General features: G+C 70.8%; 26 protein-coding genes and 1 pseudogene. 11 read left to right on the top strand and 16 right to left on the bottom strand.

What is annotated here, in order from left to right:
- Positions 1 to 52: 52 nt before the first annotated feature.
- Positions 53 to 1,678, bottom strand: a complete 1,626-nt coding sequence (locus Sfulv_RS16050; protein ID WP_246353138.1) for a DoxX family protein — start codon at positions 1,676 to 1,678, stop codon at positions 53 to 55.
- A gap of 160 nt (positions 1,679 to 1,838) precedes the next feature.
- Between Sfulv_RS16050 and Sfulv_RS16045 the strand changes: the two genes are divergently transcribed.
- The 3 genes from Sfulv_RS16045 to Sfulv_RS16035 are packed head-to-tail and all read left to right on the top strand — an operon-like array spanning position 1,839 to position 3,983.
- On the top strand, positions 1,839 to 2,381 hold the full coding sequence (locus Sfulv_RS16045) for a hypothetical protein (RefSeq protein ID WP_173314510.1): 543 nt from the start codon (positions 1,839 to 1,841) through the stop codon (positions 2,379 to 2,381).
- A 26-nt stretch (positions 2,382 to 2,407) separates the two neighbouring features.
- On the top strand, positions 2,408 to 3,313 hold the full coding sequence (locus tag Sfulv_RS16040) for a hypothetical protein (protein ID WP_218578049.1): 906 nt from the start codon (positions 2,408 to 2,410) through the stop codon (positions 3,311 to 3,313).
- Between the two features lie 37 nt (positions 3,314 to 3,350).
- Positions 3,351 to 3,983: an NUDIX hydrolase gene (locus Sfulv_RS16035; protein WP_173314507.1), complete on the top strand. Its 633-nt coding sequence runs from the start codon at positions 3,351 to 3,353 to the stop codon at positions 3,981 to 3,983.
- 30 nt (positions 3,984 to 4,013) lie between these two features.
- Here the strand turns inward: Sfulv_RS16035 and rlmB are convergent, their stop codons facing one another.
- The 5 genes from rlmB to Sfulv_RS16010 all read right to left on the bottom strand — a co-directional run bounded on the left by rlmB (position 4,014) and on the right by Sfulv_RS16010 (position 8,796).
- Positions 4,014 to 4,970 carry a 23S rRNA (guanosine(2251)-2'-O)-methyltransferase RlmB gene (rlmB, locus tag Sfulv_RS16030; protein ID WP_173314505.1) on the bottom strand — a complete coding sequence of 319 codons (957 nt, stop codon included), beginning with the start codon at positions 4,968 to 4,970 and terminating at the stop codon, positions 4,014 to 4,016.
- A 106-nt stretch (positions 4,971 to 5,076) separates the two neighbouring features.
- A complete protein-coding gene (gene cysS / locus Sfulv_RS16025) occupies positions 5,077 to 6,477 on the bottom strand; it encodes a cysteine--tRNA ligase (protein ID WP_173314503.1) in 1,401 nt (466 codons plus the stop codon).
- A gap of 273 nt (positions 6,478 to 6,750) precedes the next feature.
- Positions 6,751 to 7,272, bottom strand: coding sequence for a 2-C-methyl-D-erythritol 2,4-cyclodiphosphate synthase (ispF, locus tag Sfulv_RS16020; RefSeq protein WP_173314501.1), 522 nt, complete (start codon positions 7,270 to 7,272; stop codon positions 6,751 to 6,753).
- Positions 7,262 to 8,026 (bottom strand): 2-C-methyl-D-erythritol 4-phosphate cytidylyltransferase, encoded by a 765-nt coding sequence (gene ispD, locus Sfulv_RS16015; RefSeq protein WP_173314499.1) that lies wholly within the window; start codon positions 8,024 to 8,026, stop codon positions 7,262 to 7,264. The genes ispF and ispD overlap by 11 nt, the downstream gene beginning before the upstream one ends.
- 287 nt (positions 8,027 to 8,313) lie before the next feature.
- On the bottom strand, positions 8,314 to 8,796 hold the full coding sequence (locus Sfulv_RS16010) for a CarD family transcriptional regulator (protein WP_006380568.1): 483 nt from the start codon (positions 8,794 to 8,796) through the stop codon (positions 8,314 to 8,316).
- Between the two features lie 596 nt (positions 8,797 to 9,392).
- On the opposite strand from Sfulv_RS16010, the gene Sfulv_RS16005 reads away from it, so the two are divergent.
- Positions 9,393 to 10,046, top strand: a complete 654-nt coding sequence (locus tag Sfulv_RS16005; protein ID WP_173314497.1) for a DUF461 domain-containing protein — start codon at positions 9,393 to 9,395, stop codon at positions 10,044 to 10,046.
- Between the two features lie 79 nt (positions 10,047 to 10,125).
- Here the strand turns inward: Sfulv_RS16005 and phoP are convergent, their stop codons facing one another.
- Both phoP and phoR read right to left on the bottom strand, forming a co-directional pair.
- Entirely contained in the window at positions 10,126 to 10,806 is a 681-nt protein-coding gene (phoP, locus tag Sfulv_RS16000) for a two-component system response regulator PhoP (RefSeq protein WP_173314495.1), read from the bottom strand.
- Positions 10,803 to 12,065: a two-component system sensor histidine kinase PhoR gene (phoR, locus tag Sfulv_RS15995; RefSeq protein WP_173314493.1), complete on the bottom strand. Its 1,263-nt coding sequence runs from the start codon at positions 12,063 to 12,065 to the stop codon at positions 10,803 to 10,805. Before phoR ends, phoP begins: the two co-directional genes overlap by 4 nt.
- 202 nt (positions 12,066 to 12,267) lie before the next feature.
- On the opposite strand from phoR, the gene phoU reads away from it, so the two are divergent.
- Positions 12,268 to 12,951, top strand: a complete 684-nt coding sequence (gene phoU, locus Sfulv_RS15990) for a phosphate signaling complex protein PhoU (RefSeq protein WP_173314491.1) — start codon at positions 12,268 to 12,270, stop codon at positions 12,949 to 12,951.
- Between the two features lie 422 nt (positions 12,952 to 13,373).
- Here the strand turns inward: phoU and Sfulv_RS15985 are convergent, their stop codons facing one another.
- Positions 13,374 to 14,768, bottom strand: coding sequence for an MDR family MFS transporter (locus Sfulv_RS15985; RefSeq protein WP_173314489.1), 1,395 nt, complete (start codon positions 14,766 to 14,768; stop codon positions 13,374 to 13,376).
- A gap of 266 nt (positions 14,769 to 15,034) precedes the next feature.
- On the opposite strand from Sfulv_RS15985, the gene Sfulv_RS15980 reads away from it, so the two are divergent.
- Positions 15,035 to 15,796 carry a phosphoglyceromutase gene (locus tag Sfulv_RS15980; RefSeq protein WP_173314487.1) on the top strand — a complete coding sequence of 254 codons (762 nt, stop codon included), beginning with the start codon at positions 15,035 to 15,037 and terminating at the stop codon, positions 15,794 to 15,796.
- Positions 15,797 to 16,581: 785 nt separating this feature from the next.
- Here the strand turns inward: Sfulv_RS15980 and Sfulv_RS15975 are convergent.
- Positions 16,582 to 16,737: a hypothetical protein gene (locus Sfulv_RS15975; protein ID WP_173314485.1), complete on the bottom strand. Its 156-nt coding sequence runs from the start codon at positions 16,735 to 16,737 to the stop codon at positions 16,582 to 16,584.
- A 73-nt stretch (positions 16,738 to 16,810) separates the two neighbouring features.
- Here Sfulv_RS15975 and Sfulv_RS15970 point away from each other — a divergent pair, with 73 nt between their 5' ends.
- Positions 16,811 to 17,059: a hypothetical protein gene (locus Sfulv_RS15970; RefSeq protein WP_173314483.1), complete on the top strand. Its 249-nt coding sequence runs from the start codon at positions 16,811 to 16,813 to the stop codon at positions 17,057 to 17,059.
- An 86-nt stretch (positions 17,060 to 17,145) separates the two neighbouring features.
- On the top strand, positions 17,146 to 17,337 hold the full coding sequence (locus tag Sfulv_RS15965) for a hypothetical protein (protein WP_173317912.1): 192 nt from the start codon (positions 17,146 to 17,148) through the stop codon (positions 17,335 to 17,337).
- Between the two features lie 61 nt (positions 17,338 to 17,398).
- Here Sfulv_RS15965 and Sfulv_RS15960 read toward each other — a convergent pair whose 3' ends face one another.
- From Sfulv_RS15960 to mshA, 3 genes are all read right to left on the bottom strand, one after another.
- Positions 17,399 to 18,181 (bottom strand): hypothetical protein, encoded by a 783-nt coding sequence (locus tag Sfulv_RS15960; protein ID WP_173314481.1) that lies wholly within the window; start codon positions 18,179 to 18,181, stop codon positions 17,399 to 17,401.
- 233 nt (positions 18,182 to 18,414) lie between these two features.
- Complete coding sequence (locus Sfulv_RS15955; RefSeq protein ID WP_173314479.1) at positions 18,415 to 18,924, bottom strand: type III secretion system chaperone family protein; 510 nt, start codon at positions 18,922 to 18,924, stop codon at positions 18,415 to 18,417.
- The gene (gene mshA / locus Sfulv_RS15950; RefSeq protein ID WP_173314477.1) at positions 18,917 to 20,269 is read right to left on the bottom strand and encodes a D-inositol-3-phosphate glycosyltransferase; all 1,353 of its coding nucleotides are present in this window, start codon (positions 20,267 to 20,269) and stop codon (positions 18,917 to 18,919) included. The genes Sfulv_RS15955 and mshA overlap by 8 nt, the downstream gene beginning before the upstream one ends.
- 295 nt (positions 20,270 to 20,564) lie before the next feature.
- On the opposite strand from mshA, the pseudogene Sfulv_RS15945 reads away from it, so the two are divergent.
- The 3 genes and pseudogenes from Sfulv_RS15945 (at position 20,565) to Sfulv_RS15935 (ending at position 24,639) form a co-directional block, all read left to right on the top strand.
- Positions 20,565 to 21,412 (top strand): annotated as a pseudogene (locus Sfulv_RS15945) (class I SAM-dependent methyltransferase).
- A gap of 319 nt (positions 21,413 to 21,731) precedes the next feature.
- Complete coding sequence (locus Sfulv_RS15940) at positions 21,732 to 22,793, top strand: C40 family peptidase (protein ID WP_173314475.1); 1,062 nt, start codon at positions 21,732 to 21,734, stop codon at positions 22,791 to 22,793.
- A 505-nt stretch (positions 22,794 to 23,298) separates the two neighbouring features.
- Positions 23,299 to 24,639, top strand: coding sequence for a PP2C family protein-serine/threonine phosphatase (locus Sfulv_RS15935; protein WP_173314473.1), 1,341 nt, complete (start codon positions 23,299 to 23,301; stop codon positions 24,637 to 24,639).
- On the opposite strand, the gene Sfulv_RS15930 is transcribed toward Sfulv_RS15935, so the two are convergent.
- The 3 genes from Sfulv_RS15930 to Sfulv_RS15920 form a co-directional block, all read right to left on the bottom strand.
- A complete protein-coding gene (locus Sfulv_RS15930; RefSeq protein ID WP_173314471.1) occupies positions 24,621 to 24,962 on the bottom strand; it encodes a DUF2516 family protein in 342 nt (113 codons plus the stop codon). The two genes, Sfulv_RS15935 and Sfulv_RS15930, sit on opposite strands and share 19 nt — an antisense overlap.
- Before the next feature lie 156 nt (positions 24,963 to 25,118).
- Entirely contained in the window at positions 25,119 to 25,724 is a 606-nt protein-coding gene (locus tag Sfulv_RS15925; RefSeq protein ID WP_173314469.1) for a hypothetical protein, read from the bottom strand.
- Positions 25,725 to 25,752: 28 nt separating this feature from the next.
- A complete protein-coding gene (locus Sfulv_RS15920; protein ID WP_173314467.1) occupies positions 25,753 to 26,295 on the bottom strand; it encodes a helix-turn-helix transcriptional regulator in 543 nt (180 codons plus the stop codon).
- Positions 26,296 to 26,373: the final 78 nt, after the last annotated feature.

Below are 26,373 nucleotides of genomic sequence, written 5' to 3'. Positions count from 1 at the left end.
ACCGGATGTCCGGTGACCGCCCCTCACACGTGTCCGTCTCCGGCCGCCCGACTCAGCCGAGCAGGCCGCCGATCGGATTGCGGGCGCCGCCGCCACCGCCACCGCCTCCGCCTCCGCCGGTGGTCCCGCCGGTGGTGCCGCCACCGTCCGTACCGCCCGTCGAGCCCCCCGAACCGGTTGAGCCGGATGACGTCGGTCCGGCACTGGTCGTCGGGGGCTGCTCCTGCGGGGTGGTCTGCCGCGGAGGCGCCTGCTGCTGCTCCTGCGTGGCTCCCTGCGTCCGGCTGGGCTGCCCGGCACCGGCCGCGGTCCGACCGGTCTCACGGACGGTCCCCGCACCCGGCGCGGTCCGCTCCGCCGAGGGCGCCGTGGGGGCCCTGGAACTGGAGGGCGCGGGCTGCCGCTCCTCCGGGGTGCGGGACGCCTGGCGCTTGCCGGTGGACTCCCGGGGAAGCGGGGAGCCGGGAAGCTGGTTCGTCGGGTGGTCGTGCGGACCCGGTACGGTCACCACCTCGCTGGAGCGGACCGCGCCGCCCAGCAGGGAGCCGACCAGCAGGGTCAGGCCGACGACGACCGTGGCGATGACCGTGCCGCGACGCAGCACACGCCCGCGCAGCTCCCAGATCGAGGACCGCGGGCCGAGCTTGCGCCACGCCTCCCCGGCGAGCCGCCCGTCGACGGAGTAGACGGGGGCGCCCGCGATGATCAACGGGCTCCAGGCGGCCAGGTAGATGATGTCGGGCGCGTCGTAGGCGGCGACGGTGCGCCAGCTGACCGTGACCAGGAGAGCCGCGGAGAGCAGCGCCCCCACCGAGGCGGCCACCCGCTGCCAGAGGCCGAAAACGGTCAGTACCCCGACGACGACCTGGAGGAAGGCGACCGTGAGGCCGGCTCCGACCGGGTGGGAGAGCGCGAAGTCGCGGAGGGGTTCGGCGAGGGCCCACGGGTGCAGCGAGGTGAGCCACTTGACCATGGAGCCCCGGTCGCCGCCCTCGAAGTAGACGGGGTCGGAGAGCTTGCCCATGCCCGCGTAGATGGTGATGAAGCCGAGGAAGACGCGCATCGGGAGCAGGACGACCCCGAGGTTCATCCGGCGGCCCGGGTAGTAGGCGTGCCGTACGGGGTCGTTGCCGTGGCGCCGTTCACGGGCGGCGAGGGTGTCGTCGTCGGACCCGTCGTCCGCATCCGCGTCGTCCGCGCCCGCGTCGTACGCGCCGACGGCCTTGCGCATCGGGGGCAGCAGGGGGCCGGCGCCGGTCCGTTCCTGCTGGTGGGGGGCGGTGAGCAGGGGATTGGGCTGCGTCTCTTCGAGCCGCGGGATGACCTGCGTCGCGCCTGCCGCGCGACCGTCCGGGAGCTCGGTGCCGAGCCCTCTCTCCAGCTGGCCCGCGGTGGAGTTGCGTACGGCCTGGAGGAGGCCGCCGGCGCCGGGGTCACCCGGCTCGGACCGGCCGCTCCAGACGACGGGCGCCCTCCGGCGACGGCCCGCGGCACCGCTCATGGCGGGAATCCGGGCCGTGTCGGCGGCGCCACCGAGCAGCCGAGCACGCTGGCCCGGGGCGAGATGCACCCGGAAGCTGGCGTGGTTGACGATGACCTGGGCGGGGTCGCAGTCCACCTTGGTCATGCTCAGGGCGGGTTGTTCGTCGAACCGAGGCGTTCTGGTGTCCACACTCATCTAACCGAGTGATGTCTGTTTAGGACACTGCCTTGACACGCCCGAAGTGTCCGAGACCCGTCAAGATCCGGCCAACTTCGGGTCCCCGGGAACCTTCGTCCGGCTTCCGTACGTCAACTAGCGCTGGTGGACCGTCCAGTTCTCACACGGGCAGGCATGCATGACCGGACAGTTGCTGACTCTCAAGGACCTCACCCGGTACCCGGTGATGGCGCAGGCCCTGGACAACCAGTGGCTGCCCGGAGACCTCGCGCCGGCCCGGCAGCGGGCCGGCGCCCCGCCCGGCCGCACCCCCGACGAGGTGGCCGCCGCCGCCGCGGAACTGCGGCGCGCCCTGGTGAACAGCGGCACGCTGATCGTGAACCGGGCGTACCTCCTCAACAACGAGGCCGTGTACGCCAACTACCTGCCGGACGCCGAACCCGCCGAGCGCCAGGCGTTCGTACGCCTGCTGAACGAACAGGCGCTCGTCCCCTTCCTGTACACCGAACGCGACCCGGCCGCACGGTTCGCCTGGACGTACGACGAACAGGTGCACCGCGCCTGGGGCGGCTGCTCGCCGACGAGGCGGAGCCCGCACTGGCCCGCTTCGACTGGGACGACGACGCCAACCGGGCGGCCACGCAAGGGGTCAGCCGGTTCTTCTCCAGCCAGCTGCCCACCCTCCAGCGGCTTGAGGCGGGCCCGCTGGCCAAGCAGTTGAACATCCCCGTCAAACAGGCCCGCGCCATGAAGGAGGGCATCCTCACCGACCTCGCCGCCTGGGCGGTCCGGCAGGACCTGTACACACCGATCACCCGCGAGACGGTCTACCAGGAGTTCCTGTCCCGGCCCGGCACCGAGGTGCGGCACGGGCTCCTGCGGGAGGGCGGGCACATCGTGCCCGCCAAGCAGTTGATCGATCTGCTGTACAACGTGGGCATCCCGAAGGTCAGCAGGATCACGGCGCTGACTCCGCCGGGCTCGCCGCCCCGGGCGGCCCTCCAGGAACTCGGCGACGACATCCTCCCGCAGGAGACCGACCCCGAGACGATCGGCCTCCTCCTGCGGGACCTGTTCGCCGACGCCCTGCACCGCGCGGTGGACGGGCCCAACTCCTACGGGTCGCTGTCCCTCGCGGACATCACGCGGCTGCGCACCACGGAGGAGTGGCACTCCTATGTGAACTCCCTGGACGCCTTCGTCCTCGGCAGCTTCCGCGACGGCCGGATTCCCGCGCCGGAGGAGTTCCGCTCGGGCACCTCGGACGTCGCCCGGCTGCACCGCGGCATGCTGCGGGCGGCACGCAAGGTGAGCGGGGGCGGGCGGGGCTTCCAGCGTGAGATGAAGGTGGCGCTGGTCCTGGAATCCACCGGCATCGCGCTTCAGGTGACGGCCGGCGAAGAGGTGTCGCTGCTCGCCGGATCGCTCCAGATGGCGACGGTGTTCGCCGGAGCGCTCAGCATGCGGCTGGAGTTCTTCGACCGTGGCGGCAACGGGGCCCGCAGCGGACTCGGGCACTCCCTGACATTGCCTTCGCTGCAACTGGGCAGTGTAAAGAGGGACTGGGCGAAGATCCTCAAGGCGTACGGAGGACGGATCGAGGAGACGGGCACACAGCCGCCCAGGCGCCAGGCCGATCAGCAGTCGCCGTAGGAGCGGGCGGCGGAGCGTTCACGAGGAGCACCGACCCATGAGCAACCAGCGGTACGAGAAGCTGCGCGCGGAGCGCCCCGAACTGTTCCGCAACGAACCCGGCGGCATCGAGATCCTGACCGACCCCGCGGCGGTCGCGGCGGCGGGCGGTGTGCTCCACCAGGACGCGTACATGCTGCTCGTACGCGATCCCGTGCGCTTCCCCGACGGTTCACGGGGGACGTACATCCGCTCGCTGAGTCCCACCCCCGAGCAGGGCTGCGCGGTGCTCCCCCTGCTGGACGGCGACGTGGTGCTCATCGAGCACTTCCGGCACTCCACGCGCTCGTGGCACTGGGAGGTGCCGCGCGGCTTCGGCACGGCCGGGCTGTCCGACGAGGAGAACGCGGCGAAGGAGCTCCGGGAGGAGATCGGCGCCGTGCCGGACGAGGTGATCCCGCTCGGCGAGGTGCACCCCGACACGGGTTTGTCCAGCCACCGCGTGTCGTTGTTCGCCGCACGGATCAGCGGTACGGGCCCGCTGGACAAGGCGGAGGGCATCCGCCGGTGCCTCACCGTGCCGTTCGCGGAGGCGGAGGCGATGGTGGGCGACGGCCGGATCACCGACGCGTTCACGATCGCCGCGCTGATGCGGGCGCGGCTGGCGGGGGTGGCGGGCGAGGCTCCCTGAGGTGCCCCGCCCGGCCGGGCCCCGGGGCGGTCACGCCCGGCGGCGCGCCACCTCGTACAGCACGATGCCCGCGGCGACACCGGCGTTCAGCGACTCGGCGCCGCCCGGCATGGAGATCCGCACACGGTAGTCGCAGGTCTCGCCGACGAGCCGGCCCAGACCCTTGCCCTCGCTGCCGATCACGATGACGACCGGACCCGCGAGGGCCTCCAGGTCCTCCACGGTGTGCTCGCCGTCGGCCGCCAGGCCCACCACCGTGATCCCGGCCTTCTGGTAGCTCTCCAGGGCCCGCGTCAGGTTGGTGACACGGGAGACCGGGGTACGGGCGGCCGTACCGGCGGAGGACTTCCAGGCACCGGCCGTCATCCCGGCCGCGCGGCGCTCCGGCACGACCACGCCGTGGCCGCCGAACGCGGACACGGAACGGACGATCGCACCCAGGTTGCGCGGGTCGGTGACGCCGTCGAGGGCGACGATCAGGGGGTCCTCGCCGTTGTCGTACGCGGCGGTGGTCAGGTCCTCCGGGTGCGCGTACTCGTACGGCGGGACCTGGAGGACGAGGCCCTGGTGGTTCAGGCCGTTCGTCATCCGGTCGAGCTCGGGGCGCGGGGCCTCCATCAGGTTGATGTTGCCGCGCGCGCCGGCGAGCTGGAGCGCCTCGCGCACCCGCTCGTCGTTGTCGATGTACTGCTGGACGTACAGGGTCGTCGCGGGTACGCCGTCGCGCAGGGCCTCGAACACGGAGTTGCGGCCGACGACCATCTCCGACGCGCCCTTGGCGCCGCCGCGGCGGGGAGCCGGCCGGCGGACCGCGGCCTGCTTGGCCTTGGCGGTCGCGATGCGGTTCTTCTTGTGCTTCTTACGTGCCTCGGCGGGCGGCGTCGGTCCCCTGCCTTCGAGACCACGGCGTCGCTGACCACCGCTGCCGACCTGCATGCCCTTCTTGTTGGACGTGCGGCGGTTCTTGCGCTGGCTGTTCCCGGCCATGACCTACCTGTTTCGTTGCTTCAGAAATATGTCTTCAAGTGAAAGTGTGCCGCCCGGAACGCCGGGCGGCACATTTGCGCCGGTCAGACCGGTGCCCAGTGGCTTGCTAGCGCGGCCCGAGCGTCCACCGGGGACCGCTGGGGCCGTCCTCGATGGCGAGTCCGGACTGGTTGAGCTGGTCGCGGATCGCGTCGGCGGCGGCCCAGTCCTTGCGGTCGCGTGCCGACTGGCGCTGATCCAGGACGAGGCGTACGAGAGTGTCGACGACGCCGTGCAGATCCTCGCCGCGGTCGCTCTCGCCCGCCCAGTGCGGGTCGAGCGGGTCGAGGCCGAGGACTCCGAGCATGGCACGTACCTCGGCGAGGCGGGCCACCGCGGCTTCCTTGTCGTCGGCGGCGAGTGCGGAGTTGCCCTGGCGGACCGTGGTGTGGACGATCGCGAGCGCCTGCGGGACGCCCAGGTCGTCGTCCATCGCCTCGGCGAACGCGGGCGGCACCTCGGGGGCGGGCTCGACCGTCTCCCCCGCCTTCTCCGTGACGCGCTGCACGAAGCCCTCGATCCGCGCGAACGCGGACTCCGCCTCGCGCAGGGCCTCCTCGCTGTACTCGATCATCGAGCGGTAGTGCGGGGTGCCGAGGTAGTAGCGCAGCACGATGGGGCGCCACGCCTTGACCATCTCGCTGACCAGCACGGAGTTGCCGAGCGACTTGGACATCTTCTCGCCGGACATGGTGACCCAGCCGTTGTGCACCCAGTACTTCGCGAACGTGTCGCCGTACGCCTTGGCCTGCGCGATCTCGTTCTCGTGGTGCGGGAAGATCAGGTCGATGCCGCCGCCGTGGATGTCGAAGGCGGTGCCGAGGTACTTGTGCGCCATGGCGGAGCACTCCAGGTGCCAGCCGGGGCGGCCGCGGCCCCACGGCGTCTCCCAGCTGGGCTCCCCGGGCTTGACGGACTTCCACATGGCGAAGTCGCGCTGGTCCCGCTTGCCGGTCTCGCCCTCGCCGGACGGCTGGCGCAGATCGTCCAGCTCCTGGTTGGAGAGCTCCAGGTAGCCGGGGAACGAGCGCACGTCGAAGTAGACGTTGCCGTCGGACTCGTAGGCGTGGCCGCGCTCGATGAGACCGCGCATCATCTCGACCATCTCGGTGACGTGGCCGGTGGCGCGGGGCTCGTAGGTGGGCGGGAGGCAGCCGAGGGCGTCGTAGCCGTTGTTGAACGCGCGCTCGTTCTCGTACCCGATCGACCACCAGGGGCGGCCCTGTTCGGCCGACTTGTTGATGATCTTGTCGTCGATGTCGGTGACGTTCCGGACGAACGTGACGTCGTAGCCGCGGTATTCGAACCAGCGGCGCATGATGTCGAAGTTCAGACCCGACCGGATGTGCCCGATGTGCGGGGCGGCCTGGACAGTCGCGCCACAGAGGTAGATCGAGACGCAGCCCGCTGTGAGCGGGACGAAGTCACGGATCTTCCGGGCGCTGGTGTCATGCAGGCGAATAGTCACCCCTCAAGGGTAGTGGGCCCGCACCAGTGCGCGTGTCCTCGGCGGGGGTTCTCGTGACGCCCGGTCCCCGGGCGCCGACTGCGTCCTCACGCGGCGGACGGCCTGGGCCGGGGCGCCCCGGTGCCCCGCTGCCCGTCCGGGATGGTCCGGGGCCCCGCCGGAGTGGTTTCCCCGGGCCACCCGCGTCCGGCGGGTACGCATACGGACTTGGGTCTCTGTCCGTCACCCTGGCGGGGACCCTCCGCGGGGTTCTCCCGCCAGGACCATTCCCGGTCAGGCGTGCGCGGGGGGCGGCGTGACCCGGTAGACCAGGGCCGTCGCGATGCCCGCGAGACCCTCGCCGCGGCCCGTGAAGCCGAGACCGTCCGAGGTGGCGGCGGAGAGGGAGACCGGGGCGCCCACCGCGGCGGCCAGGATCTCCTGGGCCTCCTCGCGGCGCTTGCCGATCTTCGGGCGTACGCCGACGACCTGTACGGCCACGTTGCCGATCTCGTACCCCGATGACCGCACGATCCGCGCCGCCTCGGTGAGCAGCGTGACGCCCGAGGCGCCCGACCACTCGGGGCGCCCCGTGCCGAAGTGCCGGCCCAGGTCGCCGAGGCCGGCGGCCGAGAACAGGGCGTTGCAGGCGGCGTGCGCGACCACGTCCGCGTCGGAGTGGCCGGCCAGCCCCGGCCCCTCGCCCTCCCACAGCAGTCCCGCGCACCACAGCTCGCGGCCCTCTTCGAACGCGTGGATGTCGGTTCCGATCCCGACCAGGGGGATCACCGGAACGGGCGGCACCTCAGAACGCATCGTTCGCCCTCCGGCGCGCGAGGACCGCTTCGGCCAGCAGCAGGTCGAGCGGCCGGGTCACCTTGAACGCCTCCTCGTGCCCGGGTACGACCACGACCGGCGCTCCGAGCTGCTCCACCATGCCCGCGTCGTCGGTGGCTCCCTCGCCGTCGAGGGCGAAGGCCGCGTGGGCGCGGACCAGCGTGTCGCGGTCGAAGCCCTGCGGGGTCTGCACGGCACGCAGCCGGGCGCGTACGGGAGTGGCGAGCACGGGTTCCGGCTCGCCGGGGGTTCCGGGCTCGACCTCCTTGACGGTGTCGGCGAGCGGCAGGGCCGGTACGACGGCGGGCGCCCCGTCGCGTACGGCCTCGACCACCGCGTCCACGGTGTCCACCGGCACCAGCGGGCGGGCCGCGTCGTGGACCAGGACGACGGAGATGTCGGCGGGCAGCGCGTCGAGGCCGAGCCGCACCGACTGCTGGCGGGTCCCGCCGCCGGGCACGACCAGATAGTCCGTGCGCTCGGGCAGGGAGTGTTCGTCGAGAAGGTTCTTCACCTCGGGCGCGCCGTCCGGGGGCGCCACCACGACGACCAGGCTGACGGCGCGGGACGCCGCCATGGCCCGGACCGCGTGGATCAGCATCGGGGTCCCGCTCAGGGCCCGGAGCGCCTTGGGCGCACCCGGCCCCAGACGCACGCCCCGGCCGGCGGCGGGGATCACCGCGGCGGTGCGGGGAGGGCGCGGTTGGTCAGGCGTCGGTGACATCGGTGACATCGGTTGCACTCCGAAGCGTCGGCAGGTTTGTTTCCACGGCCCACATGGGTATGGCCCCAGCGAGCCGGGCGGGACGCTTGACTCGACCGGGCCCCTTCCGTGACCCCCGGTCGGACAAGCCTCACCGGCCGCTCAGGGCGCGCGCATGGCTGAATTGAGCTGTTGAAGAACGGCTGATGAAAGGCTCCCTGAGGGGAGCTGAACATGCCGCAGCGCCCGGTGACACAGCGCGAATACGGCTGGTCAGCGGGCACCACGGCACATTCATATGACCGGTGCGATCCGGTTCAGGACGCGAGGACCTCGTCGAGCAGGGCCTCGGCCTTGTCTTCGTTCGTGTTCTCCGCGAGAGCGAGCTCGCTCACCAGAATCTGGCGGGCCTTGGCAAGCATGCGCTTTTCACCTGCGGAGAGACCGCGCTCGCGCTCCCGACGCCACAGGTCGCGAACCACTTCCGCGACCTTGATGACATCGCCGGAGGCGAGCTTCTCCAGATTTGCCTTGTACCGCCGGGACCAGTTCGTCGGCTCTTCTGCGTACGGTGCGCGAAGCACCTCGAAGACCCGGTCCAGTCCCTCTTGCCCGACCACGTCGCGCACTCCGACGAACTCCGCGTTGTCCGCCGGTACACGAACCGTCAAGTCACCCTGGGCGACCTTGAGCACCAAGTAGGTCTTGTCCACGCCTTTGATCTGACGAGTCTCAATAGCCTCGATCAGCGCGGCCCCGTGATGGGGATAGACCACGGTGTCGCCAACCTTGAACGTCATGTGACAGGTACCCCTTCCGTGGCTATCCAGAGTAACACGAGAACAGCTTCTCCTGAATGGCGTTTTCGCAGGTCAGGGCATATCTCGGGGCTTGACAACAGCAACAGGATCGTGCTGCGGAAGGCTTCCGGAACGCGGTATTCGCAGGTCGGAGCGGCTGTGCGGCCGGGGTGAAACATGAGCGTCACACCTGTCAGAACCCGTGACGAAGGTGCCGAACGTCCCGTTTTGCCGGATTCAGGATGGTGGAGTTTCCGTACGCCGTTCGGAGATCGATCACTCGTACGGGCGTATCAGGTCGATGGTCAATGAAATTGATCACCGGTCGGCCACCGTGAGGATTATGTGCGCGGAATGAGCCGCGCCCGGAAATTGATCACCGGCGTTATCCGGACGGGGCCTGAATCGGCGCACGCGCGGGCCGCCGGCCCGACCCCGGGTGCCATAGGGGGCGGGTCGGGTGCGGGGCGGGGTGCGCGGCTCGGTAACCTGAGCTCGCTGACAACGCTCGGGGCGGCTTCACAGCGCTCGCCACGCGCGTCCGCAGAGTCCGAGTACGCTTCCGCAGTCCGATCGTTCAAGGAGTAGCCGCCGCCGTGAGCCGCAGCCTTCGACACGGCGCCCTCGCCGCCACTGCCATCGTGTTCTCGATCGCCTCGATGTCCGCGTGCAGCGCGGGCAACGACGCACAGACGCTCCAGGTCAGGCCGGACAACGCAGCCACTGCCGTCGACGGCATCAAGATCCAGAACGTGAACGTCATCACGCAGCCGGAGCACGGCACCGAAGGTCCCGCCGTCGTCTCCGCCCTGCTGTTCAACAACGGCACCAAGCGTGAGGTCCTCGAGGCCGTCACGCTGCCGGGCAGCGACACCCCGGTGAAGCTGCGCGCCGCCAAGGGCAAGGGACCGGTCGTCGTACCGGCAGGCGGCTCGGTCATGCTCGGCGGGAAGGGCAACGCCGCCGCCGTGATCGAGAAGGGCCACGAGGCCGCTCGCAACGGTGACGTGCAGCCGGTCGTCTTCAAGTTCAGCGAGACCGGTGACGTCGAGCTCGGCGCCACCGTCGTCCCGGCGACGAGCTTCTTCGAGGGCTTCGGCCCCGGCTCGCTGCCCGGGCAGGCGAAGCCCTCGCCCGCCCGGTCGTCCTCGGGGTCCCCCTCCGGTACGCCGACGGGGACCGCGACCGGTTCGGCGAGCCCGGAGGCCGGGTCGCACGCCGGGGAGAGCTCCGGGGCGTCGGGGCACTGAACCCGCGTACGGATACGCGGAAGGGGCGCCTCCAGCCGGGAGGCGCCCCTTCCGCGTATCCGACTCGTCAGCTGCCGGTTTACGGCTCGAACTTGTAGCCCAGGCCGCGCACCGTCACCAGGTAGCGCGGCGCCCCCGGGTCCGGCTCGATCTTGGCGCGGAGCCGCTTGACGTGGACGTCCAGGGTCTTGGTGTCGCCGACGTAGTCCGCGCCCCACACCCGGTCGATCAGCTGCATGCGGGTCAGCACGCGGCCCGCGTTGCGCAACAGCATCTCCAGCAGGTCGAACTCCTTCAGCGGCAGGTCGACCTTGCCGCCCGAGACGGTGACCACGTGGCGGTCCACGTCCATCCGCACCGGACCCGCCTCAAGGGCGGCCGGGGCGACCTCCTCCGGCTCACCGCGGCGGCGCAGGACCGCGCGGATGCGGGCGACCAGCTCCCGCGAGGAGAAGGGCTTGGTCACGTAGTCGTCGGCTCCTATCTCCAGCCCGACGACCTTGTCGATCTCGCTGTCCTTGGCGGTGACCATGATCACCGGGACGTTGGACCGGACGCGGAGCTGGCGGCAGACCTCGGTGCCGGGCAGTCCCGGCAGCATCAGGTCCAGCAGCACGAGGTCGGCGCCGTTGCGCTCGAACTCGTCGAGTCCGTCGGGGCCGGTCGCCGCGATGGCGACCTCGAAGCCTTCCTTGCGAAGCATGTAGGACAGGGCGTCGCTGAAGGATTCCTCATCCTCGACGACAAGCACTCGGGTCACGGAAGAGCCTCCGGGGCAGGGAATGGTTCAAAGGATGCGGTCTCGAACGGTGCCTCGTCGTCGCCGTTGACGATAAGCGGCCGGCCGGTGGTGTGTTCCCGTACGACACCCGATTCGGGCAGCCGCAGAGTGAAGGTGGAGCCCTGGCCCTCGGAGCTCCATACCGTGACCTCCCCGCCGTGCGAGGCGGCCACGTGCTTGACGATGGCGAGGCCGAGACCGGTGCCACCGGTGGCCCGCGACCGGGCCGGATCGACGCGGTAGAACCGCTCGAAGACCCGTTCGCGGTCCTTCTCGGAGATGCCGATGCCCTGGTCGGTCACGGCTATCTCGATCAGATCCCCGCCGGGTGCCACGATGCGGCGGGCGGCGATCCCGACGCGCGTGCGGGCGGGACTGTAGTTGACGGCGTTCTCGACGAGATTGCCGAGAGCGGCGGCGAGCTGACCGCGGTTCCCCCATATGAAGAGCTCCGCGGTGCCGCCGGAGGCCATGGTGATCTGCTTGGAGCCGGCCTGCTGCCGGCAGCGGTCGATGGCCTCGGCGACCAGTTCCTCCACCCGGACGGGTTCGGCGTCCTCCAGCGGGTCGTCGTTCTGCACCCGGGAGAGGTCGATCAGCTCCTGTACGAGGTTGGTGAGGCGGGTCGCCTCGATCTGCATGCGCCCGGCGAACCGCTCCACCGCCTCAGGATCGTCCGAGGCGTCCATGACCGCCTCGGAGAGCAGGGAGAGCGCGCCGGTCGGGGTCTTGAGCTCATGGCTGACGTTGGCGACGAAGTCGCGTCGTACCGCCTCGATGCGGCGGGCCTCGGTGAGGTCCTCGACCAGCAGGAGCACCAGCCGGGAGCCCAGCGGAGCGACCCGGGCGGAGACGGCGAGCGCCTCGCCACGGCCCGTACCGCGCCGTGGGAGGTCCAGTTCCACCTGGCGTATCTCGCCGTCCCTGCGGGTGTCCCTGGCCATGTGGAGCATGGCGTCGACGGAGAGCCGGCCGCCGCGCACCAGGCCCAGCGCGTACGCGGCGGAGCTGGCCTTGACGACGCTGTCGCTCTCGTCGAGCACGACGGCGGACGAGCTGAGTACGGAGAGGACGGTGTCCACTCCGGGGGGCAGTGCCGCGTTGCTGTCGGGCCGCAGGGACGTACGCGTGGGCCTGCTCTGTTCGCGCTCGCTCCAGCGGAACGCCAGCATGGCGATCACACCGGTCAACAACCCGGCGATCGCGGCAGCTGCGGCGACCGCCGCGTTCACGTCCATGCTTCAAGGTTATGCGGGGTCGGCGACTCTCTCCCAGCCATCCGAGTGCCATCTCGAACACTCGTCGCCCAGAGTTCACCGAGGGGCAAGTGCTGGTTCACTTCTGCGGTCGCAACCCGACGCGTTCCACCCGCACCGTGGGAGCGTGGGGGTCGGCCCGAAAGACCCCGGCCTCAGTTAGGAAACCGGAGAGGGACTTTCCATGCGCGACGCTTACCACGAGGAACTCGATTCGATCGGCGAGGGCCTGGTCGAGATGGCCCGGCTCGTCGGCTCCGCGATCGGGCGGGCGACTGCCTCCATGCTCGACGCCGACCTCAAGCTCGCGGAGAGCGTCATCGCCGCGGACCAGAGGGTCGACGACCTCCAGCACGAGCTGGAGGCACGCGCCATCGCGCTCCTCGCCCGGCAGCAGCCCGTGGCGACCGATCTGCGGATCGTCGTGACCTCGCTGCGGATGAGCGCCGATCTGGAGCGCTCGGGCGACCTCGCACAGCATGTCGCCAAGCTCGCCCGGCTGCGTTTCCCGCAGTCCGTGGTGCCGCACGACCTGCACGCGACGATCCTGGAGATGGGCCAGCTGGCCCAGCGCCTGATGGCGAAGGCCGCCGAGGTCATCATCACGAAGGACGTCGACCTGGCGCTCCAGCTGGAGCAGGACGACGACGAGATGGACCTGCTGCACCGCACGCTGTTCCAGCACCTGATGGACGACCGCTGGAAGCACGGCATCGAGACCGCCGTCGACGTGACGCTGCTCGGCCGCTACTACGAGCGTTTCGCCGACCACGCGGTGTCGGTGGCCAAGCGGGTCGTCTACCTCGTCACCGGCGAGCACGCCGACGACCTCCAGGCCGCGGCCCCGGGTCCGGTGGAGAGCGCGTAGGGCTCCCGCGCCGGCGCGCACACCGTGAACGCGCCGCCTGCGCTCCCCGCGCGCCGGGGCCGGTGCACTCAGGGCGAGGCGCGGTCGTACACGTGTTCTGCGTGTGTGCGCCGTTGATGCGCCCGCAGGCGTGGGCATCCAATGGGATGGGCGCGGCAGACCATGTCCGTACGCCCTCGTGAGCGCGTCCGCCCTGAGGAGGAAGCATGGCCGATTCCCCCGTCAACGAACCCCAGCCGGAGGCACCGACCGAAGTGGTGCACCTTGCCGTGCTCGCCGCGTGCGGTTGCGGGTCGGGCTGTGGGTGCGGCTGCCAGTCGGGCGCCCCGTGTCAGTGCGGTGGCTGCTCCGGCTGAGCTGCGTGCACGGTGGCGCCCCGCGACGGACGTCTCCGTCGCGGGGCGCCGTCGGCGTTCCCGGCGTCAGCCGGCGGCCCGCCCGGCCTCCGTGCCCGCGCCATCGGTCCGCACCACGGCGGCGACCGGCGTGAGGACCCCGCTCTCCACGACCGCCACCTCGCCCACCCCGTACTCCTGCGCCTGCTCGTTCTCCTGCGCCTGGACCTTGATCTTGTCCTGGTTCTGGTCCTGCTTCTCGTTCTGGTCCTGCGGCAGGTTCCGCGTCAGCAGCCAGTAACCCGCCGCCGCGACCGTGCCCAGTGCGGCGCAGATTCCCCAGAGCCACCCGGCGCCGTACCGGTCGATCACGAAACCGGACATCAGCGGGGCGACCAGGGCCGCCGCCGACCAGGACATCGTGTACATGCCCTGGTAGCGCCCACGCCCCTGGGCCGGTGACAGCTGGACCACCAGGCCGGTCTGGGTCGGCGCGTTGACGATCTCGGCGAGGGTCCAGACGCAGACCGTCAGCGCGTACAGGGCGATCGATCCCGCGAACGCGGTCAGCCCGAATCCGTACCCCGCGAGCAGTGCCGAGACGACGAGCAGCTTGCGCGGGTCGCGGTGCTGGATGAAGCGCGTGACCGGGATCTGGAGCGCCACGATCAGCAGACCGTTCACGAAGATCACGGTTCCGAAGTCCGAGGGGGAGAATCCCTGCGCGCCCATGGCGAGGGGCAGCCCGACCGACCCCTGCTGGAAGACGAGCGCGAGCACGAACGACAGCCCGACGACGCTCATGAAGCGGCCGTCGCGCAGCACGGTGGACAGCCGGACACCGTCCTGGGCGGCGGCCTTCTCGCCAGGTGCGACGGGTGCCCTCTCCGGACGGGACTCCGGGACCTTGACGAAGACGAGTACGGCGCAGGCCAGCGTCATCAGTGCCTCACCGATGAACCCGGCGAGGTAGCTGTACTCGGCGATGAACCCGGCGGCGATCGACGAGACCGCGAAGCCGAGGTTGATGGCCCAGTAGTTCAGGGAGAACGCCCGCACGCGGTCCTTCGCCGGGACGATGTCGGCCATCATCGCCTGCACGGCGGGCCGGGAGGCGTTGCTCGCCATACCGACGAGGAACGCGACGACGGCGATGGCCACCGGGTTGACCATGAAGCCGAGCACCGCCACGGACAGGGCGGTGGACACCTGGGCGATCAGCATGGTGGGCCGGCGTCCCAGCCGGTCCGTCATCACCCCGGCGCCGAGCGAGGAGACGACACCGCCCAGCCCGTGGAGGGCCACGACGAGACCGACGTACGAGGCGGAGTATCCGCCCTCCAGGGTCAGATAGAGCGTCATGAAGGTGGCGACGAACGCCCCGAGGCGGTTGATGAGGGTGCTCGTCCACAACCACCAGAACTCCCTGGGGAGACCGGCGACCGTCTCGCGTGCTGCCCTTCTGAGACCGTCGACAGACATGCGGATTTCCCCCCGGGGACGTACGGAACCGGCTCGGGCCGTAAGTGGCCCGACAGCGCTCCGCATGTTACGAAGCCGGCTTTGCCGTCCGCCAGTGGATTGACGCCCCCCGTCAATCGGAGCCCTCCGCCACCCCCGACTCCGGCTCCTCCCCCGCCCTCCGCCGCGCCCTCGTTGCTCCCCCTGCCCCGCCCCCCTCATCCGGCCGCTGTCCGTCCTGTGGCCGGGCGCGCGCGGGCCGCACGGGTTCGATTACGCTCGGACTCATGGCCGACGCACCGTACAAGCTGATCCTCCTCCGCCACGGCGAGAGCGAATGGAACGCGAAGAACCTGTTCACCGGCTGGGTGGACGTAGACCTCACCGACAAGGGCGAGAAGGAGGCGGTCCGCGGCGGTGAGCTGCTCAAGGACGCCGGCCTGCTTCCCGACGTCGTACACACCTCCCTCCAGAAGCGCGCGATCCGCACCGCCCAGCTCGGACTGGAAGCCGCGGACCGCCACTGGATCCCGGTCCACCGCTCCTGGCGCCTGAACGAACGCCACTACGGCGCCCTCCAGGGCAAGGACAAGGCGCAGACGCTCGCCGAGTTCGGCGAGGAGCAGTTCATGCTCTGGCGCCGCTCGTACGACACCCCGCCGCCCGTACTGAAGGACGGCGCCGACTTCTCGCAGTCCGACGACCCGCGCTACGCGACGATCCCGAGCGAGCTGCGCCCGCGCACGGAGTGCCTCAAGGACGTCGTCGAGCGCATGCTGCCGTACTGGTACGACGGCATCGTCCCCGACCTCCTCAACGGCAGGACCGTCCTGGTCGCGGCGCACGGCAACAGCCTGCGCGGCCTGGTCAAGCACCTGGACGGCATCTCCGACGAGGACATCACGGGCCTCAACATCCCGACCGGCATTCCGCTCGCCTACGAACTGGACGCCGACTTCCACCCGCTGAAGCCGGGCGGCACGTACCTGGACCCGGACGCGGCGCAGGCGGCGATCGAGGCAGTGAAGAACCAGGGCAAGAAGAAGTAACCCACCAGCTGTAAGCCCCCCACCTGCTGATTCTCGTGGGCTGGGGGCTTCTTGGTGTGCTGGGCCACTGTGGGCCGTGAGGCTGATCTCGGGCCGGCCAGTGTTGTGGTGCGCACCCCTGTGTCTGTCGGGGTGACAGGTATGCTTAGCGCGCTTCACCTGATCCTCCCCTGAACTCCGCTTGCGAGAGCGTGAGTTCGAAGGCTCCGGCTCGACAAGCGGGCCGGATGGAGGAGAGGGGAGGTGGTGGGGGTGAGCTCCGAGAAGGACAGGCCCCGCAGGTGGACCGGTGCCGAGAAGTGGCAGGTCTGGCTGGCGGGCGGCGGTCTGCTCGTAGTCGTCGCCACCAGCGTGATGCAGTTCGCTCGATGAGCGAGTCACGCGCGAGGACGGTCGGGACCGGGAACTGCACATGCAGCGAGCCCGGTCTGCTGCTAGGCGACCGGGCTCGTTGACTGCTGTTGGGCCTGGATCCGGTTGGCCCCGAATCCAGGCCCTCACACGTTCTGGACGCTTCCAGAACCTTCTACGTCCTCGCAGAATCTTCTAGATGCTCGTACAAGATTCTGGAAGCCAATCTCTCACGGAGATGCGGCTCTATCAACATCGTGAACTTGTGCGTGAGCTTGTAGCTCATCTTCTTCCGTCGCTTCTTCGCTGCCGTCGGCGCCGAGACCTATCGGCGAACTCTGGCACGGGATGAACTTCACCGACTTCGTGACGTCTGCCGATCTCGTTGTTCCAGCTTGGGAAGAGCCGTCTCGACATTTCTCGTTGCGCGAGGTTCAGCAGACGTCTCCACCGCGCGGGCCCGTGAAGATGAACCGCTTGGTCAACAGCGGCACGCCCCGGAGCTTGCCGTCCTTGGGGCGGGGTTCCGCGCGCCCCTCTCGTACCGCCGTGTGCTCACCGAGCGGGCCGCGACCTATGATCGTGCCCATCGTGCACCGTCCCTGACACACCCGTCGGCGCATGCGAACGGGCGTGAAGAGCAAGGAGATCGGGAGAACGATCATGGGCGAGCCTCTCAAGACCTTCGTCGGTGGCACCGAGGTCGACGTGCCCAACAGCATCCCGGCGATCCGCACCGCCCTGCCCGAGGACCGGCGCACGGAGTTCGACCGTGCGATCAACGAGGCGGGAGTGGACGAGATCCACGCGGTCATGCGGCACTGGATGCTGGAGGCCGTACCCGATCCGGAGGCCGAGGGCATCCTGGTCCGGCTGGCGCAGGACGAGGCCGAGAGGCGGCAGATCTCTTGAGCCGCCACCGCAGGGAGCGCGCCCGGCCGGCCGACGTCGCGTTCCGTATCTCGTACGCGCCGCCGGCGGACGACACCCTCGCCAAGATGCGGGACGGCGATCCGTTCCGCGACGAGATGGCGCGCACGCTGGGCCGTGATCCGTACGGGCACGGTTCGTGCGCCGTCAAGGACGAGCGTGACCGCCGGGAGGCGACGGTCCTCGGTGCCATCGTCCTCTACTACGTCTCCGGCTCGGTCCTCACCGTGACCGTGGTGCGGCTCGTGCCGCTGCCCTGACGACGGAGACCGGGGCGCCGCGCCCGTTCGGCACGGCGCGCCCGGTCCCGGCGGGTGGGGATCAGGCGAGCTTCGCCGCCTGGGCCGCGACCACGGCCGACGGCAGTTCGAGCGTGCCCTTGCCTCCGGCCGCCGCCAGGTTGAAGGAGGTGAACGTGGCGACCGTGCCGCCCTGGCGCAGCGCGACGAGCGTCAGCGGGGCACTCTCTCCGTCCTGCTCGGCCGACAGCCGCCAGGCGAGGGCCTCCTCGCCGCCCGAGACCTTCTCCTCGGTGATCCCCGTGACCTTCTGCGTGTCGCCGCCCATGGTGATGGTGAAGCCGCCCGCGCAGTCGGCCGCGGCCTTGCGGAGGGTGGCGATGTTGCCCTCGGCGGTCTCGCTGTCGTACGAGGAGAGCGACAGCAGGGTGGACGTCAGGTCGAAGGCGGACGTGAGCACGTCCTCCGCGTTCCCCTCGGTCACGTCACCGGCGTCCACCTCGGGCTCGCTGATCACCTGACGCTTGGTGCCGGCCACCGGCTTGCCCTCCTCGGCACCGTAGAAGGCGCGGGCCAGGGGGGCGCACTCCTCCTTGTCGGAGGTCACGTCGGCGGCGGCGACCGCGTCCTCGGGACCAGCCTTCGTGATCTTGTGGGCCTTGACGTCGCCCTGCGCCAGGGACGCCTTCTCCAGCTCCGCGGCGGTGAGCGCCTTGACGGCGGGCTTCCGGGCGCCGCCCGCCTCGGCCCCGCCCATCGCGTCGTCGCTCCCGCCCGGCTCCGAGCCGCCGCAGGCCGTGGCCAGCAAGGTCAGAGCCGCCACGGAAGCGGCGAGGGCGGTACGGCGTACGGCGGTGGCGCGCATGGTTCTCTCTCCGTCTCAGGGGAGCAACGACCCTGGCCCGGGCGGTGATTGCCCGTCACGCGGGACGGGTCGTCGCAGTGCGTCACACTCTAGATTCGGACACCTGTTTGGCGAGCGGCGTGACCAGCGGCGGGACGCGATTGTGACGTGGCTGTGATGACTCCGTGCATGCGGCCGCCGTGGCGGCGCTCAGGGCTGTGCGGCTGCGGGGGCGCCTCGGCCGGTCGAGTGCGTCACTCCGCCGGACGCTGCGTCAGGTTCGCGAAGGCGTCCAGGTTCCGGGTGGACTCCCCCCGCGAGACCCGCCACGCGTACTCCTTGCGGATCGCGCTCGCGAAGCCCAGCTCCAGAAGGGTGTTGAACGATCCGTCGGCCGCTTCGAGGACCGTCCCGAGCAGCCGGTCCAGCTCCTCCGGGGTGACGGCGGCCAGCGGCAGCTTTCCCGCCAGGTAGATGTCGCCGAGGGAGTCGACCGCGTAACTCACGCCGAAGAGACGGAGGTTGCGCTCCAGCAGCCAGCGGTGCACGGCGGCGGCGTTCTCGTCCGGATGGCGGACGACGAAGGCGTTGACGGAGAGGGAGTGCCTGCCGACGAGCAGCGAACACGTCGTGAAGAGCTTGCGCGTGCCGGGCAGCTTCACCGCGTAGTTGCCTGGTGCCGGGCTCTCCCATTCGAGCTCCGCGTCGTTCAGCGTCGCCTCGATGACCTGTGCCACTGCCGCTTCGTCGGGTACGTCAGCCATGGTGCGAGCGTACGTGACGGCGGTGTTCGTACATCGCTGCCGTGTACACGTCCGAGGTCGCCGAAGCGGCGGTGTCCCAGCCGAACGACTGCGCGTGGGCCGCCGCCGCCGCGCCCATCCGGCCGACCAGCTCCGGCGTGTCCACGAACCGCGCGAGTGCCCCGGCGTACGCCTCCGGGTCGTGCCCGGGGATCAGGAAGCCGCTGACCCCGTCGCGTACCGCCACCGGGAGGCCGCCCACGGCCGCCGCGACGACCGGGGTGCCGGCCGCCTGGGCCTCTATGGCGACGAGGCCGAAGGATTCGCTGTACGAGGGCATGACCAGCACGGACGCGGCCCGGAACCACTCGGCGAGCTGATCCTGACCGACCGGCGGGTGGAACCGTACGACGTCGGCGATCCCCAGCCGTGCGGCCAGCTTCTGGAGGCCCTCCGGCTTGGCGAGACCACTGCCGCTGGGTCCGCCGACGACGGGTACGACCATCCGGTGGCGGAGCGAGGGGTCGCGGTCCAGGAGCACCGCGGCGGCGCGCAGCAGGATGTCGGGGGCCTTCAGCGGCTGGATGCGGCCGGCGAAGAGCGGGATGAAGGCGTCCTGGGGCAGTCCGAGGCGGGCACGGGCCGCCGCACGGCCGTCCGCGGGGCGGAAACGGTCGAGATTGACCCCGGGGTGGACGACGGCCACGCTGCCGGGGTCCGCCTCGTAGAAGCGGACGAGCTCGTCCGCTTCCTCCGCCGTGTTCGCGATGAGCCGGTCGGACGCGCGCACGATCTGGGTCTCGCCGATGACACGGGCGGCGGGCTCGGGGGTGTCGCCCTCGGCGAGCGCGGCGTTCTTGACCTTCGCCATGGTGTGCATGGCGTGCACGAGGGGAACACCCCAGCGTTGCGCGGCCAGCCAGCCGACCTGGCCGGAGAGCCAGTAGTGGGAGTGGACGAGGTCGTAGTAGCCGGGCCGCTGACCGGCCCACGCCTGCATCACGCCGTGCGTGAAGGCGCAGAGCTGTGCGGGCAGCTCCTCCTTGGCCAGCCCTTCGTAGGGGCCGGCGTCGACGTGCCGGACCAGGACGCCGGGCGACAGCTGCACCGTGGGGGGCAGGGCGCCGGTGCTGGCCCGGGTGAAGATCTCGACCTCGATGCTGATCGCGGCGAGGCGCTTGGCCAGCTCCACGATGTAGACGTTCATGCCGCCCGCGTCGCCCGTACCGGGCTGGTGCAGCGGAGAGGTGTGCACGGACAGCATCGCGATGCGGCGCGGTCTGCGGTGCGAGCCCGGGAAGCCGCCGGGGAACCGGATACGCGGCGCCACACGGCTGCCGCCGAGCCGAGAGACGTACTGGCTCACGTCGTCCGGTCCTCCTCGCTCAAGGCGCTCGCCCGGGACATGACCGAAGGCATGCCGGCTCAGGGGCGCGCTGGTCCCTACGCAGACCCAGAACAGCGACATGCGGCAGTTCATTCCGCTTTACCGAACCATGACCCTGGGGGGACCCCTGCCGTGACCCTCCCGGGACCCGTGCCTGACCCCTGCCGGCCGTCCGGCGTAAGACCGCCCGGCGTTCTGCGGGGGTTCTGGTGGCGGGCCTCACCGGCCCGGACAGGCGACTGTCGCGGTTCCGGTGTCGCATACGCTCGCAGTCATGCGCCAGCGCCCCGTCGGCACCGCGACCCGCGGGACCACGAACCCGAACCGTCTGCGCCGTATGGACCGCTGGATCGCCGCGACCCACGGCGCCGCCCTCCACCGCTCCGACTTCCCCGTCGCCGTCGACCTCGGTTACGGGGCGGCCCCCTGGACCGCCGTCGAGCTGCTCGCCCGCCTGCGCACCGCCGCACCGCGCACGGCGGTGGTCGGCATCGAGATCGACCCGGAGCGGGTGGCCGCGGCGCAGCCGTACGAACGGGAGGGGCTGACGTTCCTCCACGGCGGCTTCGAGATTCCGCTCCCGCCGGGCGCGGGTGCCGGGCCCGGTACGGGGGCGGGAACGTGGGTCACAGGGGGAGCGGTCCTGGGCGGCCTTCGCTGATCCGCGCGGCGAACGTACTGCGCCAGTACGACGAGGGCGAGGTCGCCGCGGTGTGGCGGCGGCTGTGCGCGCGGCTGGCGCCGGACGGGCTGCTCGTCGAGGGCACCTGTGACGAGATCGGGCGCCGGCACGTGTGGGTGGCGCTGGGCCCGGAGGGTCCGCGCACGGTCACCTTCGCGACCCGGCTGGGCTCGCTGGAGCGACCGTCCGACCTCGCCGAGCGCCTGCCCAAGGCGTTGATCCACCGCAACGTGCCGGGCGAGCCCGTCCATGCCTTCCTGCGTGACTTCGACCGGGCCTGGGCAGCGGCCTCACCGTACGCCTCGCTCGGCGCCCGGCAGCGCTGGATCGCGACGGCGCGTGCGCTCGCCGGGGAGTGGCCGCTGACGGACGGGGAACGGCGCTGGCGCCAGGGTGAACTCACGGTTCGGTGGGACGCGCTGCGCCCCAGCGGTCCGTGAACAGTGAGCTGTACGCGCCGCGCGCACGCGTCTGAGCAGGCGTCGCCGGGCCTGGCCCGCACCTCCGACACGCCCGACACGCCCGTACCGGCGGCTTCGGGAACACGGGCGGTTCACCGTTCGTCGATACGACGGGGTGTTCGTCCGCACGGTCCTCCCACGTGGGCGACCGTGTGATGCGTCGGGTGGTGCCGGACTCTGTTGCTTTACGGGGCGACATGGCACGATCGCGAGGCTGCTGTGATGTTACTGACGGTAAGTCAGGAGATCGTCTCCGTACGGTCTGGCTTGTGTCATCTTGTGCCCGGAGGGGGAGTCCGTGAACCGACGCCACTGTGCCGCTGCCGCGATCAGCCTGGTCTGCGCGCTGGCAGTGCTGGCCGCGCCGGTCCAGGCGATGGCCGCACCCGTGCCCGAGCCCACCCCCACCGCTCCGGCGGCGGAGCTGAAGAGCCTGGAAGAGGTGCGGGAGGAGATCGACACCCTCTACCGCAAGGCGGGCGCGGCCACCGACGCGTACAACCTCGCCGAGGAGCAGGCGGCCGAGCAGTCGGGCGAGCTCGCCGAACTCGCCAAGGCGATCGTCGACGGCCGGGCGAGGATCGCCGAGCTCAAGAACACGGCGGGCGCCCAGGCCCGCGAGCAGTACCGCAACGGCGGGCTGCCCCCCGGCGCGCAGCTGGTCCTGAGCAACGATCCGCGACTCTTCCTGGACGGGGTGAACCAGGTCAGGCTCAGCCAGCAGGCGTCCAAGAGCGTACTGGCCGAACTGACCCGTACGCAGGAGGACTTGGAGACGTACACCAAGGACGCGAGCATCAACTGGGAGAAGCTCGAAGCCCACCGCCTCCAGCAGGCCAGGGCGAAGAAGAGGATCAACACCCAGATCGCGGCGGCGACGGAGCTCGAATCGCGGCTGGCCAAGGGCGAGCGGGCGCGGCTCCTCACGCTGGAGAAGCAGGCGCAGTACCAGGCGCAGACCGCCTGGCTCAGCTCCGGTGCGCTCGGGGACATCAGCCGCGAGGCGAGTGCGAGCGGCAGACAGGCCGTGGCGTTCGCGACGGCGCAGATAGGCAAGCCGTACGTATGGGGGGCCGAGGGGCCCGATACGTACGACTGCTCGGGGCTGACCTCCCAGGCGTGGGCGGCAGCGGAGCGGCCGATCCCGCGTACGTCGCAGGAGCAGTGGCGCCTGCTCCCGCGCGTCGTCGTCCAGGACATGCGTCCCGGCGACCTGATCATCTACCACGCGGACGCCAGCCACGTCGGGATGTACGTCGGCGACGGCTTGATCGTCCACGCCCCGCGCCCCGGCCGGAACGTCACGCTGGCGGGTGCGGGATCGATGGCGATCCTGGGAGTGGTCAGGCCGGACAAGTAGGAGGCCGACGGCGGGGCTGCCGGCCTGCCGAACCCGGATTCCGCAGGGTGGATGCGGGCCTGCGGGCCCGGGGTTGGGAGCCAACGAGCCCGGACCTGACGGGAGTACGGGCCCGCCGAGCCCGGAGCTGACCGGGTGGCGCCGGACCGGCGCGTGCGGGTGCGGCGCACTCGCGCGGCGCCGGGTCCGTCGCCTTCCGCCTGAACCGGCCCCGGGGCGCCGGTCGTCACCGTGAGCCACGCCACCCCGGGCCGGCGCCGCGACGTGAGACGGGCCACGCGGTCGTACGGGAGTGGGGTGATGTTTGTCATGGCCCGCACCCCCTCTGAGGTGCTCTGAGCTCGCCGGTTCCGTGACGGGAAGCGGCTTATGGCCCCGCATATGACGGAGGGTGCGTGCCAGCCGCCATTCCGCTCCCGCGCCACGGACCGCTATCGTCCCCGTCTGGCGGGTCGTCGATCGTCGTCCCGCCGCGCCCTCGGGGGAGGGAAGGAAACCCGAACCGATGCCCGTACCCGAACCGCAGCGCTGTGCCATGCCCGCTGCGGGCACCACCTATGGCGCCGACCTCACCCTTCTGGTGATCGAAGCCGACCCCACGGGCACCTTCAGCGTCTCCGAGCTGCCGTCCGCCGCCGGGACCCGGGTCCGCGTCCGCTCGGCACGCAACCTCACCGAGGCGGGCCGGCTCCTCACCGACGACGTCGACTGCATCCTGCTGGACCTGGCCCTCCCCACCGGCTCCGAGACACGGGCGGACGCCCGCGCCGATGGGGACGGCGCCGGGGACGGCCTCGCCACGCTCAAGCACGTACTGCGGATCGCACCCCGCCACGCCGTCCTCGCCCTCACGGCGGAGGACGATGCCGAGCTGGCGGCCGAGGCGGTACGGGTCGGTGCCCAGGACTACCTCTTCCGCGGCGAACTCGACGGCAGGCTGCTGAGCCGCGCCATCCGGTACGCCGTGGAGCGCAAGCGCGCCGACATCGCCCAGCGCCAGCTGACCGAGTCCCGGCTGCGGGCGCAGGAGAACGCCCGGCTGGAGCGCGGCCTGCTGCCCACACCCCTCCTCCAGGGTTCGGACCTGAGCTTCGCCTCGCGTTACCGGCCCGGCCGCAGCCGCGCCCTGCTCGGCGGCGACTTCTACGACACGGTCCGCACCCCGGACGGCACGGTCCACGCGATGATCGGCGACGTCTGCGGCCACGGCCCGGACGAGGCCGCGCTCGGCGTCGAACTGCGTATCGCCTGGCGGGCCCTGACGCTCGCGGGCCTGTGCGGCGACCGGCTCCTCTCCACACTTCAGCAGGTACTGGAGCACGAACGGGACAACGAGGAGATCTTCGCGACGGTCTGCACCGTCGACATCTCGCCCGACGGCCGCCACGCCGGACTCTGGCTGGCCGGTCACCCCGCACCGCTGATCGCCCGGCAGGGGCGTGCGGCGCAGCTGCTTCCGCACGAGGACGGGGGCCCGGCCCTCGGCCTGCTGCCGCACGCCCGCTGGCCGCGCCGGCAGGTCGAACTGGGCGGCTCCTGGAGCCTGATGATGTACACCGACGGGCTCATCGAGGGGCGCGTCGGCCCGGCCGGCACCCAGCGCCTCGGCCAGGACGGCATGGTCGCGATGGTCAACCGTCAGCTGGAGCAGGGGCTCGGCGGCGAGGAACTGCTGGAGGCAGCGGTCACGCAGGTCCGGGAACTGAACGGTGGCGAACTCACCGACGACGTGGCCGTCCTGCTGCTGGACCGCGACGAGGAGCTGATACGCCGACGGGGGCGGAGTCTCCCCCGCCCCCGCTCCGGCTCGTCCGCACGCGTGAGCGCTCAGCGCCCGCCGTTGTAGGGACCGTACGGTCCGTCACTGCTGGAACCACCGCCGCGCTGCCCGCCGCCGCCTCCACCCGAGATCTGCCGCACGGCGGGCCGTACGTCGACGATGTACACGATCGTCGCGATGAGCCCGATGACCGGCAGGAACGACATGATCGGGAAGAGCCAGATCACGACGAACCCGATCGCCAGGATGATCAGCCAGAACGGCTTGGTCTGTTTGTCGGCCGCGCGGTAGGCGTCTTCACGCCGGATCATCGCGTCCACCAGAGCGAAGCCGCTCAAAGCAATGAGCGCCAAGCTCAAGAGGGACATCAGTCCCTGGAATCCCTGCATCAACACAGTGCCCACCGCCTGTCGGACCGGCCATGACGTGGCCACGCTACCGGGCTCACGGACCGGACATCCCCAGGGCGCCCGGACCGTGATCCCGTTCTTCGGATGTAGGCCGCGCACCGGCACGTGTTCACCGGCGCGTCATTTCCCGCCGCGTCACTTACCGGCAGGCGGCGTGGTCTTCTTCGCCACCGGCTTGCGCACCGGCGCCTTCCTGGCGGGCGCGGCCGTGGCGTCCGCCTGCTTCGGAACGGAGTCGGCCGCAGGAGCCTCGGAGTCCGCGGGGGCCGTCTTCGGCTCCGTCCTGGGCTCGGCCTCGATGACAGCGGCGATCTCGACGATCTCGTCGGCGGTCTCGCCGCGCCACGTCCTGACGGTCTGCTCGCCGCGCTCGGCGACCTTCTCGTACGTCTCACGGGCCCGGACCGCGTACTCGGCGGCCACGCCCACGCTGCGCAGGGCCAGGTCCTGAGCGGTCTCGCCAAGCTTCTTCAGGTCGGTGTCGAGCGCCCCGATGACCTCGGTGACCTTCGCCTGCACGGTGGCCTGGGCCTCCTTGGCCTGGGCTGCCACCTTCTCCTGCACGGCCTTGGGGTCGCTGTTGCGTACGGCCTCGATGCGCTCGGGCGCGTCGGCCCGCAGCTGCTCGATGAGCGCCGGAACCTTGCGCGCCTGCTGGACGGCGAGTTCGGCCGTACCGGCGGCGAAGTAGAGGGGGGTGGGGTCGGTGAGGGTCTTGCGCAGGTCATCGGTGATGGCCATGACTGTGGTCCTCCCGGATCATCAGAAGTCAGTTCGAGGATGTGCGTGCATCACTGCCGCCGGCCGTGCGGGGGCCGCGGGCGTCCGCGGCGGTGCCCGGGTCCACTGTGTCGCCACCGGTACCCCGATCCGCGTCACCGACGCCTCCAGCGACATCTGTGTCGCGGACGCCGACGCCGGCAGCGGGACCGTCTTCGGCGACGGCTTCGGCCTCGGTTCGCGCTTCGAAGCCGTTCTCCTTGCGGAAGGAGTCGTAGATCTGGAGCAGCACGTGCTTCTGCCGCTCGTTGATGGACGGATCAGCCAGGATGACCGCCCGCGTCTCCAGCTCGTCCCGCTCCCGCTCGTCGAGGATTCCGGCCCGTACGTACAGCGTCTCGGCGGAGATCCGCAGGGCCTTGGCGACCTGCTGCAACACCTCGGCACTCGGCTTCCGCAGGCCCCGCTCGATCTGGCTGAGATACGGGTTGGACACCCCGGCGGCCTCGGCGAGCTGCCGCAGCGAGAGCTGCGCCGTGCGCCGCTGCTCCCGCAGGTACTCCCCGAGACTGCCGACGTTGAGTGATGCCATGGACCGATACTGCAACACCCTTGCTAACTTTTGCAAGCGCCCGCTTGCAAAAGTGTCACAGGTGACAGGCGCCGGAGG

It is taken from the genome of Streptomyces fulvorobeus (assembly GCF_013167895.1).
In the GTDB taxonomy this organism is placed as follows: domain Bacteria; phylum Actinomycetota; class Actinomycetes; order Streptomycetales; family Streptomycetaceae; genus Streptomyces; species Streptomyces fulvorobeus.
Note: the sequence above shows the minus strand (reverse complement) of the source record. Positions and strands in the feature narration are given on the sequence as shown.

Coding starts and splice junctions, on each gene's coding strand:
- Sfulv_RS16050 (WP_246353138.1), bottom strand. CDS start 1,678: ATGAGTGTGGACACCAGAACGCCTCGGTTCGACGAACAACCCGCCCTG.
- Sfulv_RS16045 (WP_173314510.1), top strand. CDS start 1,839: ATGACCGGACAGTTGCTGACTCTCAAGGACCTCACCCGGTACCCGGTG.
- Sfulv_RS16040 (WP_218578049.1), top strand. CDS start 2,408: ATGAAGGAGGGCATCCTCACCGACCTCGCCGCCTGGGCGGTCCGGCAG.
- Sfulv_RS16035 (WP_173314507.1), top strand. CDS start 3,351: ATGAGCAACCAGCGGTACGAGAAGCTGCGCGCGGAGCGCCCCGAACTG.
- rlmB (WP_173314505.1), bottom strand. CDS start 4,970: ATGGCCGGGAACAGCCAGCGCAAGAACCGCCGCACGTCCAACAAGAAG.
- ispF (WP_173314501.1), bottom strand. CDS start 7,272: ATGCGTTCTGAGGTGCCGCCCGTTCCGGTGATCCCCCTGGTCGGGATC.
- ispD (WP_173314499.1), bottom strand. CDS start 8,026: ATGTCACCGATGTCACCGACGCCTGACCAACCGCGCCCTCCCCGCACC.
- Sfulv_RS16010 (WP_006380568.1), bottom strand. CDS start 8,796: ATGACGTTCAAGGTTGGCGACACCGTGGTCTATCCCCATCACGGGGCC.
- phoR (WP_173314493.1), bottom strand. CDS start 12,065: ATGGACGTGAACGCGGCGGTCGCCGCAGCTGCCGCGATCGCCGGGTTG.
- phoU (WP_173314491.1), top strand. CDS start 12,268: ATGCGCGACGCTTACCACGAGGAACTCGATTCGATCGGCGAGGGCCTG.
- Sfulv_RS15985 (WP_173314489.1), bottom strand. CDS start 14,768: ATGTCTGTCGACGGTCTCAGAAGGGCAGCACGCGAGACGGTCGCCGGT.
- Sfulv_RS15980 (WP_173314487.1), top strand. CDS start 15,035: ATGGCCGACGCACCGTACAAGCTGATCCTCCTCCGCCACGGCGAGAGC.
- Sfulv_RS15975 (WP_173314485.1), bottom strand. CDS start 16,737: ATGGGCACGATCATAGGTCGCGGCCCGCTCGGTGAGCACACGGCGGTA.
- Sfulv_RS15970 (WP_173314483.1), top strand. CDS start 16,811: ATGGGCGAGCCTCTCAAGACCTTCGTCGGTGGCACCGAGGTCGACGTG.
- Sfulv_RS15965 (WP_173317912.1), top strand. CDS start 17,146: ATGCGGGACGGCGATCCGTTCCGCGACGAGATGGCGCGCACGCTGGGC.
- Sfulv_RS15960 (WP_173314481.1), bottom strand. CDS start 18,181: ATGCGCGCCACCGCCGTACGCCGTACCGCCCTCGCCGCTTCCGTGGCG.
- Sfulv_RS15955 (WP_173314479.1), bottom strand. CDS start 18,924: ATGGCTGACGTACCCGACGAAGCGGCAGTGGCACAGGTCATCGAGGCG.
- Sfulv_RS15935 (WP_173314473.1), top strand. CDS start 23,299: ATGCCCGTACCCGAACCGCAGCGCTGTGCCATGCCCGCTGCGGGCACC.
- Sfulv_RS15930 (WP_173314471.1), bottom strand. CDS start 24,962: ATGCAGGGATTCCAGGGACTGATGTCCCTCTTGAGCTTGGCGCTCATT.
- Sfulv_RS15925 (WP_173314469.1), bottom strand. CDS start 25,724: ATGGCCATCACCGATGACCTGCGCAAGACCCTCACCGACCCCACCCCC.
- Sfulv_RS15920 (WP_173314467.1), bottom strand. CDS start 26,295: ATGGCATCACTCAACGTCGGCAGTCTCGGGGAGTACCTGCGGGAGCAG.